This window comes from Streptomyces sp. NPDC051243, from assembly GCF_044455405.1.
In the GTDB taxonomy this organism is placed as follows: Bacteria; Actinomycetota; Actinomycetes; order Streptomycetales; family Streptomycetaceae; genus Streptomyces.
Map to the genome: position 1 here is coordinate 297,053 of NZ_JBITES010000004.1, position 14,979 is coordinate 312,031.

Consider the following 14,979-nt stretch of genomic DNA (forward strand, 5'->3'; position numbering starts at 1 on the left):
GCATGACGGCCCTCTACATGACGGCCTTGTAGCCCTGCCAGCCCGTCGCGATCCGCGTACGGCCGCCGAACGACCCCTTGCCGTTGCCGTTGTTGCGCCAGACGTTGCCGGAGGTGTCGCGGGAGACGAGGTCCGCGCGGCCGTCGCCGGTGAAGTCGCCGACTCCGACCACCGCGTTGTAGGAGGCACCCCAGTCGTTGAAGACCTTCACGCGCGCCTTGAAGCCGCCCGTGCTCGTGGTGTTCGCGTCGTAGCGCCAGAGCTCGTTGGACTTGTCCTGGGCGAGGAGGTCGCCGCGGCCGTCGCCGTTCAGGTCGCCGGCGCCGATGATCTTCTTGTAGCCGGTCCACTGCGAGGCGATCTTGACGCGGGCCGAAAGCGTTCCGGTGCTGGTGCCCTTGAGGAGGTAGACGTCCCCGGTGGACGCCTGGCGGGCGATCAGGTCGGGCCGCCGGTCGCCGTTGACGTCGCCGGGCGAGGTCAGGATGTCGTACGCGTTCCAGCCGGAGGTGCCGAGCGAGGTGTACGGCGTCGTGGGCGTCGCGGCCGTGCCGCAGGCCGGACGGTAGGCGCGCAGGGCGCCGCTGCTCAGCCGGACCAGGACGTCGTTGCAGCGGTCGCCGTCGAGGTCGCCGAACGGCACGAACTTCGAGCTCGTGGACCAGCCGGAGCCGGAGACCTTGCTGCCCAGCGTGCCGGTGCCGGTGCCGCGCTGGACGGTGAGCGTGCCGGCGGAGTCGAGGGTCAGGACGTCACCCACGCCGTCGCTGCCGGCGTAGTCGCGCGGAGCCGCCGATCCGGCCGTCACCTTCACGGTGCCGGTGCGGGAGAGGGCGGCGCCCTGGCCGTCGGCGGGCTGGGCGGTGAGCGTCCAGGTGTAGGTGCCGTTGTTGACCAGGCGGCCCGCGGAGTCCTTGCCGTTCCAGGCGGCCTTCAGCAGACCGCGTGCGGAGGAGCCGGAAAGGGTGCGGACGGCTGCGCCGGACGCCTTGTCGCGCACGGTGACCGTCCAGGCGGCGACGGGCTTCGACAGCCACCAGGTGCCCGAGAAACCCGCGGACCCGGCGGTGACCGTGGAGTCGATCACCGTGGGCGCGGAGGCGGGGACACCGGTCGGCACGAGGTGGACGCGGTGCTCGGTGTCGGCGTAGGCGACGCCGCCACCGAAGCGGTCCACCGTCCAGCGGGCACCCGGCGTGAGGCTGTCCCGCCCGATGTCGGTCCACCCCACGAGATTGCGGCTGGGCAGGTCCGTGTGACTCCCGCTGGCCGGCAGCCCGCCCTGCAGATCGATGAGGTTCAGCCCGCTGGTCGACTGGGTACCGCCGACGCGCTGGACGAGGTAGCCGTCGCCGAGCAGGACCCTGTCGCCCGGGGCGGTGGCGGTGCGCTTGGCCGTACGGTCGTAGACGCCCGCGCCCTGGACCGTGCCCGAGTTGTCCACGCAGGCCCAGTAGATCCAGCGGCCCACGGCCTGGAGATCGGACGGGGTGCAGCCGTCGCGGGTGGTGAAGGACTCCACGACGGTGCCGGACGGGAGCCGGGTGGCCGTGACCTTGCCTCCCGTGGCCGCGCCGCTCCACAGGGTGTCGCCCCAGACGGCGGCGGCGACCCGGTCACGCTTCTGCAGGACCTTCGGGGCCGTCCCGTCGACGGGGAACTCGGCGATGTACTGCCGGCCGGAGGAGGCACCGTCGATGACCGCGTACCGACCGGACAGACTCTTCAGCTGAGGCGTGTCGTCGCCCGTGTCGAGCGCCGGACCCCACGGGACGGTGCCGTTGGCGCGCAGGATCGTCAGACCGGACTCCGAGGCGTTGCGGCGGCCGTGGCGACCGGTGCCGTCGGCGAGCAGCCGGCTGCCGTCGCCGCCGTTGACCAGCCCGTCCACACTGGTCCTGGCCACGCTCGGGGCGCTGCCCGGGGTGAGCCAGGTGCTGCGGTAGGCGCCGACGATCGTGTCCGGCTCGTACAGCGTGCTGTTGTCGGACGTGGTGAGGATGCCGTTGCCGATCGACAGACCGCGGACCCCGGCGGGCATCGGCTGCACGGCGGTCACCCGGCTGCGGCCGACCGAGCCGTCCGCGCCCCGGGCGATCCGGTACACGCCCCAGTCGAGGTCGCCCTGGTCGACGTACTTCTCGGCACCCGCCACGAGGACGGAGCCGTCCGGCGCCTGGACGATCTGGTGGGCGGCCGGGTCCATGACCTCGGTCATGGAGGTGTCGGTGCCGTCGGAGGCGAGGGCCCACAGGGGCTGGCCCCGGTACTTGTTGTTGCCGGGCCACACCGGTTCCACGCCGAGCAGCCTGTCACCGACGATGCCGTACGCGGCCTCGTGGGTCAGGGACGCCGTGTCGAACGTACGGGGCGCGGCGGACAGGTCGGCGCGGTCGTACAGGTCCGCCTTGCCGCGCCCGTCCCGGAGCCGCAGCACCGAGTCGGCGCCCAGCCGGAAGCGGGTCACCTCCCAGTTGTCCGTTTCGTTGACCCGGTCGGGCAGCGGGCTGAACACGCCGGTGGCGAGGTCGACGATGCCCCAGTGGCCCCAGCCGCCGTCGCTCGCGCCGTGGCGCAGGATGACGGACCGCGCGTCGCCGTCCTCGACCTGGATGTCGCCCGCACCGTCCGGCAGCCCGGTCACGGGCGTCTCGGTGACCCCGCCCCCGTCCTGGACGCGCCACAGGTGGTAGGCGTCCGGGTTCCCGTTGACCCCGCTGGTGCTGGTGAGGACGGTGTCGCCGAAGGTGCCCTGGTAGGTGTGGCCCTCGGGCACCGGCACCACGCTCGTGCCGCCCGAGGCACCCGCGCCCTGCGCGAGGGTGACCTGGTGGTCCTCCTCCGAGTACAGGGCGACGGTGTCGGAGCCGTCCCCGTAGTAGCCGGTCTGGAAGGAGGCGGCCTGCTGGAAGTAGCCGGTGTCGATGTCGTACTGGACCGGCACCTCCAGCCGCTGCTCCAGCGCGGTCGTGGTGCCGGTCGCGTACTGCGTCCACAGCAGCCGGTCGTCACCCTCCTGGGCCCAGAGGAACCCGGTGGTGCCCGCGTTGAGGATCTGGGTGGCGCGCGGGACGGCACGCGGGGCGGCGGGCAGGACGAGTTCCCCGGGCGCGGCGGCCGTGAGCGGTGCGGGCGCGGCGGTGGCGGGGGTCGCGGTGAGCGGCAGGCTGAGGCTCAGCGCCGCCGCGAGTACGACCGTCTGTGCCGCTGTGGATCTGAGACGTACTGAGTCTGAACCTGAACGTGAGCCAAGGGCCGGTCTGCGCCGGCGTCGGCCGAGTCGGGCCACCGTTCCTCCTGGGAAGGCAATCCTGGGAAGACAAAATCCTGGGAAGACAAGACGAAGGCATGGCGGGACACTCGGCAGCGCTCCGGCTTCTCGCTCGGCCCCCCGGCCGTACCCCCCACGCGCGTGGAGGGAGCGTAACAGCATGTCCATGACGCGCCGCCGCCTGCCGTGGCAACGAGACCACGGCTGACGATGAGGGGGCCGACTGTGCGCCCTCTCGCGTGACTTTGCCATCCCTTTACAACCCGCCCCGCCGCCGCGTCGTCTCTCCGCTCGACCCGTCACCCAGCCCGCCGGTCACCGAGTACCGGGCGGGCCGACGAAAGAGAGCGATTCAATGCGCCGAACCGTCCTCAGCGCCATGGCACTCGCGTGCACCGCCCTGCTGGCGAGCACCACGTCCGCCTTCGCCGACGGAACGTCCCCGACGCCGGCCCCCGCCAAGACGGCCACCACCGCCCCGGCACCCAGCGCCGAGCCGACCACGGCACCGAGCGGCAAGCCGACCGCGGCACCGAGCGCCGAGCCGACCCGCCCCGCAACGCCCGTGCCCTCGGCGCCGTCGGAGGCCCGACCGACCGCGGCGCCGGAGGGCGGGCAGGTCTCCGTCGTACCGTCGGGCGCGCCGGACACCGGAGTCGGTGCGGCCTCGTCGTCGTCCGGCACCGAGGGCGGGCTGATCGCAGGCGGTGCCGCCGCCGTGCTCCTGGCCGGTGGCGCGACGGCCTTCGTCGTACGGCGTCGCCGGGCGCACGGGGCATGACGCGGGCCCGGCGTCCGCTCTCCCGACGCGCGTTCGCCACCACGGCGACGGCGACGATGGCCTCGCTGCTGGTGGGCTGCGGGGGCGGAGAATCGGGGCAGGCGGCGGGCGGAGGATCCCGGAGAGGGCGGGGCACGAGGGGGGCTGACGGAGCTCCGTCTCCGTCGGCATCCGCGAACTCGACCCGCGTGCTCGGCCGTTCGGCCCCCGTCCGCCTCCGGATCCCGGCGATCGACGTGGACACCCCCGTCATACGGCTCGACCTGGCGCCGGACGGCACGGTGCAGGTGCCGCCGATCACGGCCGACGACCGCGCCGGCTGGTACCGGCACTCGCCGACGCCGGGTCAGGTCGGCCCGTCGGTCATCCTCGGCCATGTCACGGTGGGCGCCTACGGGGACGGGGTGTTCCGGCACCTCGCGAGCCTGCGCCGGGGCGACCGGATCGTGGCGCGCAGGGAGGACGGCAGCTCGGCGGACTTCACGGTGAGTGCGGTACGGACGGTGGCCAAGGCGGAGTTTCCGGCGGACGACGTGTACGGGGACGTGGACCGTCCGGAGCTGCGGCTCATTACGTGCGGGGGGCCGCGGGACGGGGACGAGTACCGGGACAACGTGATCGTGTTCGCGACGCTGACTTCGGCTGCGACTGCGGCGCGCTGACTTCGGCTGCGTGCGCGGTTCGCTGACTTTGGCTGCGAGGCTGCGGCCTGCTGACTTCGGCTACGAGTACGGCCCACTGACTTCGGCTACGAGTACGGCCCACTGACTCCGGCTGCGCCGACGGTCCACTGACTCCCGCGCAGTCACGGCACGGCACCCACCCACCCGCCCACGGATCCGGGCGTTCGGAACGCCTTCCGACGGCCCGGCATCTTCCCCCACGCGGGCGGGCGGGCGCCGGATGCCGCGCGGGCGCCGGATGCCGCGGGGCGGCCGGTGGTGCCGGTGCCCGACGGTGCGAGTTCCTCACGACCCTGGAGAGCGTTGAAACGGTCCCGATCCCGAGACAAGGCGGCGTCCGAGCTGTTCGCCGCCCTGTACCCGCGCCTGGCCGGCTGGTGCCGCCGGCTGGTCGACGACGACGAGACGGCCCACGAGATCGCCTCCGAGGCCTTCACCCGGCTCTGGGCCCGCTGGAGCCGGGTGGAGGAACCACGCGGCTTCCTCTACGTGACGGCGGCCAACCTGGTCCGGGACCACTGGCGCAAACTGGAGCGGGAGCGCAAGGCGATGCGCCGGGTGACGGCCGAGGCCGAGGCCAACTCCCATACGGAACAGGCGGACCCGTCCGTACGCCTGCTGATCCAGCAGCTGCCCGAACGCCTCCGCATCCCCATCCTCCTCCACTACTACGCTGACATGCCGATCCGGGAGGTGTCCGTGCTGACCGGACGTAAGGAAGGAACCGTCAAGGCCGACCTCCACGCGGCCCGCGAACTGCTCCGCGTCCACCTGAGGAGAAGCCTTGACCACACGCTTTGACGAGGACCCGGACGTCCCGGAACTGTCCCCGGACGACCCCGTAGCGGTGATCCTGCGCCCGCCCTCGGACTACCTGGCCCCACCCCCCGGCCACTACGAGGCGATTCGCCGCAGGGCCTCGCGACGCCGTCTGCTGCGTACGGCGGCGGGGGTGGGCGCGACGGTTGCGGCCGCCGCCCTGATCGCCGTACCGCTCCACTTCGCCACCCCCGACGCCCCCACGACCCGAACACCCCCGCTGGCACCCCCACCGGCAACCACCCGCACGACCACGCCCGAGCCCTTGCCGACTCCCACCCCGTCGGCACGGCCCACCGAATCGGCCGCACCGACACCGACGGTGCCGCCGGGGACGGCGGGTCCTGGAGGGACTGCGGCGACTGCGGTTCCTTCGGCTGCGAGGAGTGCCGGGCGGCCGGAGGAATCCCGGACGCCGGGCGGTTCGCCGGCCACGACCGCGCCGTCGACCGCACCGCCCACTGGGCCGTCGACCGCGCCGCCGAATGCGCCCGAGCAGTCGTCGGCGGACAGCGGCGGGGAGTCCCGCTGAGTCGGAGCTGATCTGCTCGAATCCGGACGTCGGCCGTTGTGCTCAGTTCGGACGTCGGCCGGTGTGCTCAGTCCGTACGTCGGTGCGCCGCACCGGGCGCCGTGCGCCGTGCGCACCCGCGATGTCGACGGTGACGCCCTTCCACTACTCCACGGGCTCTTCCGGCACCTCACCGGTCCGGTATTCGGCCCCTGCCAGCAGTTCCTCGGTCACTCGTACGCCGGTGAGGCGCTCGGTCAGCGCGAAGACGGCTGCCTTGCGATGGATACCGGGGTCCTGGTCACCCGACGGGTTGAGACCGACCTCCCTCATCATCGCGTTCAGCTCATCGGGAGTGCTGCCGGACCGGTCCGCCGGCCACTCGAAGGTGGTCCGCAACTCGCCGTTCTCGTACCAGTGGAAGAAGTCCATGGGCTTTCCGCCGTTGCTCGAGTGCGAGACGGCACGCGTCCCGGGGGAGAGGGCCTCCATGAAGCTGGGCCGAGTCCCCAAGTCCCCGCCGAACTCCAGGGCGAGGGTCCAGCTCCCTCCCTCGCCCTCAACGCTGAACGCACCGGCGAGAAAGGACTCGGGCCAGTCGTCGGACTCGTCCAGGAGCTCCTGATGCCGCTCGATCAGCTCGGCGAGCCCCTCACACACACCTCGCGGCTCGGCATCCGCCACCCTGAGCAGTTCGTCGGGCGAGACTCCTCGCACCAGCGTCAGGGTGTACCCGTACTCCAGCGCGTACCGGAAAGGCGAGCCCGAGGAACGTATCCAGCTGTAGTCAGCTGCGGTGGCCGAGGTCATGCGGTGCATACTGCCAGCGGCCACTGACAGCGGTGGCCGACATGCTGTCCAACTTGTCGGTGCGGGCGTTGTCGGGAGATGGCATCCGTGTGGTTACGGTTCTCGTGGTCACCACCAACCGGCTGCATCCGAGCAACTGGTTCGGTAGACAGAAAACCGAAAGGGGCGGCACCGGAGGATTCCGGCGCCGCCCCTTCAGTGTGGGCTGAGCCCCCCCGAGACGCGTTCGACTGACGAGGGGTACTCCCAACACTCCCCCCTCCCCGCTCACATCAGCCGTCGTCCGGACTTCACTTCACGTCGACGAAGTCAGCCCGTCCGGACCTGGCCTGAGTGAGGGACGTGCCCGCGAAGTCGTAGCGGTACTGCCCGTCCACTGTCGCCGGCACGGTCGCCGTGGCCCAGCCGTTGCGGTCGGTCTTGACCTTCTTCAGCGTGGTGAAGGGACCGCTCGTGCCCTTGCGGAACTGGAGCAGCACCTGATGCCCGATGAGGGGCACGTCCCTGTGCTGCTCCCAGCTGCCGACGATCATCCGGGCCCTGACCGTGACGTCCTGGCCCTTCTTCACCGGCTCCGGGGTGGCGTCGGCCTGGGACAGGTGGGTCTGGCGCTTGATGCGTGCCAGCCACGGGTTGTCGTACTCGCGGGTGACGTTGCCCGCGCCGTCGACGGCCACGGCGCCCACGGTCCAGACACCCGCGAGGGCGTTGCTGCGGAGGTTGTCGTACGGGTCGGCGACCACGACGGCCTCGCACTTGGACTCGATCTCGTTGATCTTCACGCAGCGGTCGAACCCGACCTGCGCCATCCGCCCGTCGGCTTCCTCCCGGCTCGCTCCGTGCCACAGCTCGAACGACACGCTCTCGACGCCGGACGGGTCACTGACGATCGCGGAGACCAGGAACCGGACCTTCCGTGCGGCCGGGACGACAACGGTGTAGTCGCGGTTCTCGTTGACCTCGATGTCTCTGAAGGTCGTGGGCGAGTCGTCCTGCTCGACCCCGGCGGCCGGGACGGCGAGAGCGGAGACGGCCAGCGCGGCGGCGCTGAGGGCGGCGGCGGTGGCGGTGGCCAAGGTGGCGACAGTGGCGCGTATGCGCATGGTGTGGTTTCCCCCACGCTTGATGAATTGGGTGGTGACGTCACCTGCAACGACAGGGGAGGCGGATGGGGGGTTGTGCGTCAGTAGTGACCCGGTCCAACACTTAACTTCGGCTTCTCCTCGGGTTGGTTGAATGATCGTCGGCTGGCCAACTTGCGCGCCCGGGAGAGGATTTCGGCCTGAGGACGCAGAAAGACCCTCATCGACCGATGACTTCGTTGACTCGGCTCGGTCATACCAGCGACGACACCGAAGCAACCAACGCAACGGACAGACAGGACGATTGACATGACTGCCACCGAGAAGGGCCCTGCCAGCTACTTTCCTTCCATCGAGAAGAAGTACGGTCGCCCGATCGCGGAGTGGAAGGACCTCATCCGCTCCTCACCTCTCACCAAGCACATGGAGCTGGTGAACTGGCTCAAGGCCGAGCACGGGCTGGGCCACGGTCACGCCAACGCCCTCGTCGCACACACCCTCGCCGAGGGGCCCGGCAACTGAACTGTCACCCATGGGAGCGCTCGGGCCGGCCCGAGCGCACTACCTCAACGACGGGGGTGCCGCGCTTCGAACCCGAAGCTGTGTCAGTCCCGCATGCCACTATCCTCGCGTGCTCAAGATTCCCGGATACGAAGACGTCCCTCTGGTCGAGGGCAACGCCCACCTGGACAATCCGCTGTTCTGGCCTCTGCACCTCGGCGCCTGCCTGCGCGGGGAGGAGGCGCAACGAGCCGCGTTCGGTGCCGACTGGGACGCGGCCGTAGAGCTGCTTCGCGTTCTGTCCGCCGAGCATGAGTGGCCGGTCTTCAACGTGCCCCTGCGCTCCGGCCACACCATCCACGTCGTCTACCGCAACTACGAGGGCGACCGAGGAGTGGACTACCTGATCCACCACCCGACTTGGCCCGAAGCGGAAATTCTCGCCGTAGACGACGGCCACTTCATGGGACCCGGCATGGCCTGGCCGGAACTGCTGTTCGCTGCTCAACAGCCGACAACAGGGGGAGTTGGCGACGCCGACGCCCGTCTCCTGCTGCTCTTCCCCACACTCGGCGACGCGCACCTCCCCGACGACGCAGCCGCTGCCCTCACCACCGCACTCGCCGCTCTCACCTGGATCGAGGATCCCGCGGACGTGGCAAGGATCCTCCTGAAGAACCAGGGGCAATGGGCCAATGCTCATTGGAGGCCGGCAGAAGGCGTCTGGATCAACGACGGCGGGCACTCCTACCGAAACCCCTCCAACGCCTTCGCACTGCCCGAGGGGCGCCTTCGGGAGATCAGCACCGCACTACGACGATGAGCATGTCCCTCTCGTCGCCTCCACCGGACCCAGAGCGCCGACCACCGTTTTCGTGGAGAGAGGTCACCTCTCCCCCGATGGCCCAGGCCTGAATGCCGGGCTTCGTATCAGACGCAGGCCAGCCCTGCCAGTACACCGAACCCCACCGGAATGACGAAGGCGATACGCACCTGCGCGGGGCGCACTCCGTCTCCTCGTCGCAGGTAAGTCGCGAGTCCGGCCGTGACGATGCCGAACGTCACCGCGTACAGCAGAGTGTCCATCGTCGAGGCGCTGCTCCACCCATGGGCGACCAGCGCCGTGACCGTCATCGTGCCACCGAACAGCGCGGCGCCGATGAGTGCGTCGCCCCCGGTGAACACCAGGGATCGGGTGCTCCCGTGGCGGTGCTGCCGCCAGATCTGGAGGACCAGCATGGCGACGAGGACGACCTCGACCGCCGTGGCGAGCATGAACGATGCTTTGAACGCGATTTCCATGGGTCAATGTCCTTTCGCACAATGCCTTGGCAACTCAGCCGCACGAGGCGGCGACTGCTGAGATGCCGGTGACCTCGCCGAAGATGCCGATGAGCAGCTTGATCCGCTCCTCAGGCGGTGTTCAGCCTCCCTGCGTCCGGCTGGCGTCCGTTCGGTTCGAGCTTGGCCAGCGCCGCGGCCTGGGCTGCCTCGCCGCCCGGGTACATCGCCTCGACGAGCCGCTGAGTGGTGGGGTTCTGCCGCAGCGCTCCCAGTCGCTCGTCGCCCCCCGCCTCGACAATCTGCGGAGCGTCAGCGTCCGGGGCGACCGCCGCCAACGCGACGGGCAGCGGCGACGCCGGCCGCGGTGGCATGCAGGGCAGATCTCGATATCGACATGTGCGTCCCCCTCGTTTCATCGCATCGCGATGGGCCCGCGCCGGTTGGACTTCGCCCTGGTCAGGGGCATTGGGGCGCCGGGTCTTGGTCTGATCTTGACCTGCGGTCAGCGCCGCCGGGCCGAGCGGGCCGGATCCTGGCCGTCTGGCCGCGTTCCCTGGGTTCAGGTTGCTGAATGCTCGTCCGCGATGAGGTCCAGAAGCTGGTCGGGGGTGAGAGTTGCAAGGTCGACGGAGCGGTCTTCGCACACGAGTCGTGCCGTCGCCTGCTGCGCCCTGAGCTGTTGGGCGCGCTCGATGAGCTCGCCGGCGCGGCGCCGTTTGCGGATACGGTCGGCGATGTCCGCGACCGCGAGCATGGCCGATGGAATGGACACGACCAGGGACGCCACCGCGACGGGATCGACGCCTTTGGTGTCCGCACCGTGTGCCGGTTCCGCTGTCGGAGCAGGCTCGGGTTGGTAGCCCCAGCTCGAGGTCAACTCGGTGACGCTCTTCCCGGCGGCTTCTACGTCCGCTCCGACAAATTCGATGATCATCATTCCTCGTTTCCGTCACCAGTGGCCTTCAGTAGCTCGTCAAGCCGGTCAACAGCGTCCAGTAATCCGACCTTGGCGGCGGCGGCTCGGCTCGCCTGAAACACCAGTCGGGCTTGTCCGCGTTCACCCGCGGCCAGCAGAAGTTGCCCCAAGGTAGTCCCGACGACCGCTATGCCATCCGGTCGTTGAAGCCTTAGAAAGAGCTGAAACGACGTGACCAGCCTCGGCACCGCCGCGTCGAGATCTCGGCGATGCAGATCGATTTGAGCAAGGTCCCAATTGGCTGCCGCGATGCCGTCCATGTCGCCGAGCTGCTCATTGACTTCCAAACGCTTGAGCTGAAGTTCGAGGGCCTCGTCGACCTCGCCCCGCTGGCGCAAGATGTCGGCGATCTGGCCCCAGGTGACCGCGACCGAGCGAGGGTCGCCGAGCCGCTCGAACACGGGCAGGGTGATCTCGCGGCGGATCCGCAATGCCTCGTCGATCTCGCCCCGCTGGTGCAAGATGTCGGCGATCTTTCCCCAGGAGACCGCGACCGAGCGAGTGTCACCGAGCCGCTCGTATGCCGGCAGGGTGACCTCGCGGCGGATCCGCAACGCCTCGTCGGTCTCGCCCCGCTGGTGCAAGCTGTCGGAGATCTGGCCCCAGGTGACCGCGACCGAGCGAGTGTCACTGATCCGCTCGTACACTGGCAGTTCAACCTCGCGGCGGATTCGCAACGCCTCGTCGGTCTCGCCCCGCTGGTGCAAGATGTCGGCGATCTGGCCCCAGGTGACCGCGACCGAGCGAGGGTTACCGAGCCGCTCGAACACGGGCAGGGTGACCTCGCGGCGGATTCGCAACGCCTCGTCGGTCTCGCCTCGCTGCTGCAGGATGTCGGCGATCCTTCCCCAGGTGACCGCGACCGAGCGAGTGTCACCGAGCCGCTCGTACGCCGGCAGGGTGACCTCGCGGCGGATCCGCAACGCCTCGTTGATCTCGCCCCGCTGCTGCAGGATGTCGGCGATCTTTCCCCAGGTGACCGCGACCGAGCGAGTGTCACCGAGCCGCTCGTACGCCGGCAGTTCAACCTCGCGGCGGATCCGCAACGCCTCGTCGACCTCGCCCCGCTGCTCCAAGATGTCGGCGATCTTTCCCCAGGCGACCGCGACCTCGCGAGGGTCGCCGAGCCGCTCGAACACCGGGAGGGTGATCTCGCGGCGGATCCGCAATGCCTCGTCGATCTCGCCCCGCTGCTCCAACATGTCGGCGATGTCGCCCCAGGTGACCGCGACCTCGCGAGGGTCACCGAGCCGCTCGAACACCGGCAGTTCAACCTCGCGGCGGATCCGCAATGCCTCGTCGATCTCGCCCCGCTGCTGCAAGATCTCGGCGATCTTTCCCCAGGTGACCGCGACCGAGCGAGTGTCACCGGCGTCGGTGAACAGTTGGCGGGCCTGCTGGAGCAGGTCCTCGGCCTGGCCGACCTCGCCGCGGGTGATCAGGCGGCTGGCGTGGTCGTAGAGGAGTGCGGCGTGGCCGGCCGGGTCGGTCTGCCGGTCGCTGGCCCGGGCCTGCTGGACGGCGCGGTGGAGCAGGGTGTCGGCATTGTCGCCGTCGCCGCTGGTGACAGCCGCGGCGGCGACGGCCCGCAGCAGGGTGACGGGAACCTCGTGGTTGTGGCGATCGAGGAGGCTGATCGCGTGATGGCCGAGCTCGGCGGCGATGGATGCCGGTCCTTGCCGCAGGGCGGACACGGCCGCGGCGGCGCAGTCGGCGGTGATGGTCGGGTCGTCGGCGTCCAGGGCCAGTTGGGTCAGCTGCAGGTCCAGGTCACGGCCGCGGGCGGGTTGAGGTGTGGCACCGCCCCACTGGGCGTACAGCGGTTCGGCGGCCACGGTGGCGAGGGCGGCCCGCTCTTCGGGGGTGAGAGGGGCAAGGCGTCCGGCCGCGAGGGCGTTGACGGCCAAGGCCGGGACGGCGCTGCGGTACTGGTCGGGGAAGGCGTCAAGGAGCCCGAGGCCGCACAGGCGAGACGCCGATCCGCCGACAGCCCCGGCGAGGACGTCGACGACGGGTTGCGGGACCGGGACGGTGAACAGGGTGCAGGCCTTCAATAGGTCGCGGTGGGCGGGCCCGGCCTGGTCGAGGAGGGCGTCGAGAGCCAGGTTTTCCAGGAACTCGCCGATGTCGGAGTTGTCGGGAGACATGTCACCCTGGTGAAGGTAGGCCTCCATACCGGCGACGGCGGCCTCGGCGCGGGCCTGGTCGACCTGGTTGCTGTAGACCAGACGCAGCCCGATGAGGTCCTGCAGCCCAGGGTTGCCGCAACTGACGTCCAGAGCCCGCTGGGCCAGGTCGGCGCGCTGGGTCCGGTACCCGGCCGGGGCGAGGTCCTGCTGACGGCGTTGGAGCTTGAGCTGGGCCGCCGACGACAGTGGCTGCAGTTGGACCGGTTCCAGCCGGGCCTCCAGTCCGTCGAGAGTGAATGTGTAGCGGCTGGTGACAAGCAGTCGACTGTCGGTGATGGCGGGGTCGAACGCGGAGAGCACGTCGGCGAGCACGGTGGCGTGCCCGGGGTCGAGCCGGTGCGGGCTCTCAGGGTCGGCGATCAGGATCTGTTCGAGATCGTCGATGATCAGCAGGAGGGGTTTGCGAACGTCGTCGAGTTCCTGGGCGCACGGTCCGGCCAGCAGATCAGTCAGTAGCGGTTTGAGGCGGTCAGGCTGTTCGCGGACCTCGGCGCGCCTCTCTTCGATGAGGGTGCGGGCGGCGGGGTTGGAGGCGACGGCGTCAGCGATGGCGTCGAGGATCGCCGTCGGGGTGTAGTCGCCGAACACGACCGCGACGGCCCGGTTGGGGTGACGATCGGCGACCCGGGCGGCCAGGCTCGACTTGCCTAACCGGCCCTGACCGTGGAGCAGGACCCCGGCCTTCTGCCCGCCGCGAAGGGCTCGCAGGGTGTGCTGCATTTCCGGGCGGCGGCCGACGAACATCTCCGCCGCCGCGACCGGCAGCTGGTGCTTGCGGTCCAGGAACGTCTTGGTCACATGGTGCGGGGGCACCATCTGGCGTTTGCGGGTTCCCGCGACCAGCGGGCCGCCACCAGCCGGCCCCAGCCACAGCCGCGCCAAGTGCCAGTCGGCGCGCAGGCGTGCATCGGAACAGGCCAGCAGGCGGCGGCGGGCGCCGGCGACGGCCTCGGCCACCTCCACACGACGGCTGAGCTGCCGGTACAAGTGTTCGGCGAAAAGCGTGGCGGCCCGGTCGCTGACCGAGCCGTCCCAGCCGATGACCGCGGGAATCCCGGCGGCCACCAGCCTGGTGGCCATTGAGTGCGCCACCCCCACGCTGGGCTCGGCTGTCAGAACACCGCGGTGGCCGGCGCCGGCAGGAATATGCCCGGCTGCGTCGGCACCGGTGGCGGTCAGGCAGGCCGACACGAACGCCAGCCGCGGGCGAGGAGTCAACAGGCCCACCAGCGCGTCCGCGCTCGTCGGACACCCTTCCCCGAGATCATCTTCCATCAGCAGGACGGGAGTGGCGGGCCTGTCGGGCCCCGGGCGCCAGTTGTGCAGTCCGTGACACGACAGATGAACCACCGGCATCCCACCGAGCTCGGACAGACGCAGGCCAAGATGCTCGGGATTGCCGGAGTCCTCGACAACGAGATCAAGGCTCGTCTCCCCGACGGCGTTGAGGATGGCCATCTCCTCGGCTTCGAAGTCCAGCTCATGCTGGCCGCGGGGCGCCGAGGCCATGAACGCCACGCCGAGCCGGTACCCGTCCAGGGCCTGCGCCGCGCTCGGGTGACCGAGCCGACGCGCCACGGCGAACAGCTTCGGCTCCTCGTCGGCGAGGAATCCGTCCTCGGGGGCTGCCAGCAGCTCGTATGGGGCTCGCAGCAGCGCCCACGCCGCTGCGGACGGTCGCCCCGGCCCTCGGACCTCGAACACCAGCGGTGCCGACGCCTCATCGAGCAGGCGCGTCAACTGGCCGAGGTCGCCGTCGAGCCACCGGTACAACTCGCGTCCCACCGCGAGAAGCGCCTGGTCCTTGGAGCCGCTACGTACGGCAGCCACATACTGGGCAGCGGTGGCAGTGAGCAGCTCGACGTCAGAGGTCTTCAACATCCGACGGGGACCGATGCGCTGGCCACCAACGACCAGCTCAAACCCGTGGGAGTCCACAACCAGCCCGGTAACCATGCGTCATATTAGCGTCGCTGACCGCCACCATTCCAGGGTTCGTATGACGGCGCAGCCACCCGATCGGATCCGTTCCGCGGCAGCCTCGTCCACTACGGGGCACCGGAGACCGCGGG

Annotated in this window: 13 protein-coding genes; 6 read left to right on the forward strand and 7 right to left on the reverse strand. The window is 70.2% G+C overall.

From position 1 onward, the window contains the following. Positions 1 to 13: 13 nt before the first annotated feature. A complete protein-coding gene (locus tag ACIBAG_RS11940) occupies positions 14 to 3,289 on the reverse strand; it encodes an FG-GAP-like repeat-containing protein (RefSeq protein ID WP_399103815.1) in 3,276 nt (1,091 codons plus the stop codon). 337 nt (positions 3,290 to 3,626) lie between these two features. On the opposite strand from ACIBAG_RS11940, the gene ACIBAG_RS11945 reads away from it, so the two are divergent. The 4 genes from ACIBAG_RS11945 to ACIBAG_RS11960 all read left to right on the forward strand — a co-directional run bounded on the left by ACIBAG_RS11945 (position 3,627) and on the right by ACIBAG_RS11960 (position 6,086). Beyond that, a complete protein-coding gene (locus tag ACIBAG_RS11945; RefSeq protein ID WP_399103817.1) occupies positions 3,627 to 4,052 on the forward strand; it encodes a sortase-dependent protein in 426 nt (141 codons plus the stop codon). After that, positions 4,049 to 4,714, forward strand: a complete 666-nt coding sequence (locus ACIBAG_RS11950; RefSeq protein WP_399103819.1) for a class F sortase — start codon at positions 4,049 to 4,051, stop codon at positions 4,712 to 4,714. Before ACIBAG_RS11945 ends, ACIBAG_RS11950 begins: the two co-directional genes overlap by 4 nt. A gap of 324 nt (positions 4,715 to 5,038) precedes the next feature. Next, positions 5,039 to 5,536: an RNA polymerase sigma factor gene (locus ACIBAG_RS11955; RefSeq protein WP_399103821.1), complete on the forward strand. Its 498-nt coding sequence runs from the start codon at positions 5,039 to 5,041 to the stop codon at positions 5,534 to 5,536. After that, positions 5,520 to 6,086, forward strand: a complete 567-nt coding sequence (locus ACIBAG_RS11960; RefSeq protein WP_399103823.1) for a hypothetical protein — start codon at positions 5,520 to 5,522, stop codon at positions 6,084 to 6,086. The genes ACIBAG_RS11955 and ACIBAG_RS11960 overlap by 17 nt, the downstream gene beginning before the upstream one ends. 144 nt (positions 6,087 to 6,230) lie before the next feature. Here the strand turns inward: ACIBAG_RS11960 and ACIBAG_RS11965 are convergent, their stop codons facing one another. Then, complete coding sequence (locus ACIBAG_RS11965) at positions 6,231 to 6,875, reverse strand: DUF6461 domain-containing protein (protein WP_399103826.1); 645 nt, start codon at positions 6,873 to 6,875, stop codon at positions 6,231 to 6,233. Between the two features lie 290 nt (positions 6,876 to 7,165). Next, on the reverse strand, positions 7,166 to 7,978 hold the full coding sequence (locus ACIBAG_RS11970; RefSeq protein ID WP_399103828.1) for a hypothetical protein: 813 nt from the start codon (positions 7,976 to 7,978) through the stop codon (positions 7,166 to 7,168). 288 nt (positions 7,979 to 8,266) lie between these two features. Between ACIBAG_RS11970 and ACIBAG_RS11975 the strand changes: the two genes are divergently transcribed. Both ACIBAG_RS11975 and ACIBAG_RS11980 read left to right on the forward strand, forming a co-directional pair. After that, the gene (locus ACIBAG_RS11975; protein WP_399103830.1) at positions 8,267 to 8,479 is read left to right on the forward strand and encodes a DUF4287 domain-containing protein; all 213 of its coding nucleotides are present in this window, start codon (positions 8,267 to 8,269) and stop codon (positions 8,477 to 8,479) included. 109 nt (positions 8,480 to 8,588) lie between these two features. Then, positions 8,589 to 9,281: a hypothetical protein gene (locus ACIBAG_RS11980; RefSeq protein WP_399103832.1), complete on the forward strand. Its 693-nt coding sequence runs from the start codon at positions 8,589 to 8,591 to the stop codon at positions 9,279 to 9,281. A 107-nt stretch (positions 9,282 to 9,388) separates the two neighbouring features. Here the strand turns inward: ACIBAG_RS11980 and ACIBAG_RS11985 are convergent, their stop codons facing one another. The 4 genes from ACIBAG_RS11985 to ACIBAG_RS12000 form a co-directional block, all read right to left on the reverse strand. Next, positions 9,389 to 9,760 (reverse strand): hypothetical protein, encoded by a 372-nt coding sequence (locus tag ACIBAG_RS11985; protein ID WP_399103834.1) that lies wholly within the window; start codon positions 9,758 to 9,760, stop codon positions 9,389 to 9,391. A gap of 110 nt (positions 9,761 to 9,870) precedes the next feature. Further along, positions 9,871 to 10,113 (reverse strand): hypothetical protein, encoded by a 243-nt coding sequence (locus ACIBAG_RS11990; protein ID WP_399103836.1) that lies wholly within the window; start codon positions 10,111 to 10,113, stop codon positions 9,871 to 9,873. A 188-nt stretch (positions 10,114 to 10,301) separates the two neighbouring features. Next, the gene (locus tag ACIBAG_RS11995) at positions 10,302 to 10,679 is read right to left on the reverse strand and encodes a hypothetical protein (RefSeq protein WP_399103838.1); all 378 of its coding nucleotides are present in this window, start codon (positions 10,677 to 10,679) and stop codon (positions 10,302 to 10,304) included. Next, positions 10,676 to 14,788, reverse strand: coding sequence for a CHAT domain-containing protein (locus ACIBAG_RS12000; RefSeq protein WP_399103840.1), 4,113 nt, complete (start codon positions 14,786 to 14,788; stop codon positions 10,676 to 10,678). The genes ACIBAG_RS11995 and ACIBAG_RS12000 overlap by 4 nt, the downstream gene beginning before the upstream one ends. Positions 14,789 to 14,979: the final 191 nt, after the last annotated feature.

What these genes read in the sequence shown, in the direction of transcription:
- ACIBAG_RS11970 (WP_399103828.1), bottom strand. Translation starts at nt 7,978, where the DNA reads ATGCGCATACGCGCCACTGTCGCCACCTTGGCCACCGCCACCGCCGCC.
- ACIBAG_RS11990 (WP_399103836.1), bottom strand. Translation starts at nt 10,113, where the DNA reads ATGCCACCGCGGCCGGCGTCGCCGCTGCCCGTCGCGTTGGCGGCGGTC.
- ACIBAG_RS11975 (WP_399103830.1), top strand. Translation starts at nt 8,267, where the DNA reads ATGACTGCCACCGAGAAGGGCCCTGCCAGCTACTTTCCTTCCATCGAG.
- ACIBAG_RS11945 (WP_399103817.1), top strand. Translation starts at nt 3,627, where the DNA reads ATGCGCCGAACCGTCCTCAGCGCCATGGCACTCGCGTGCACCGCCCTG.
- ACIBAG_RS12000 (WP_399103840.1), bottom strand. Translation starts at nt 14,788, where the DNA reads ATGTTGAAGACCTCTGACGTCGAGCTGCTCACTGCCACCGCTGCCCAG.
- ACIBAG_RS11985 (WP_399103834.1), bottom strand. Translation starts at nt 9,760, where the DNA reads ATGGAAATCGCGTTCAAAGCATCGTTCATGCTCGCCACGGCGGTCGAG.
- ACIBAG_RS11995 (WP_399103838.1), bottom strand. Translation starts at nt 10,679, where the DNA reads ATGATGATCATCGAATTTGTCGGAGCGGACGTAGAAGCCGCCGGGAAG.
- ACIBAG_RS11950 (WP_399103819.1), top strand. Translation starts at nt 4,049, where the DNA reads ATGACGCGGGCCCGGCGTCCGCTCTCCCGACGCGCGTTCGCCACCACG.
- ACIBAG_RS11965 (WP_399103826.1), bottom strand. Translation starts at nt 6,875, where the DNA reads ATGACCTCGGCCACCGCAGCTGACTACAGCTGGATACGTTCCTCGGGC.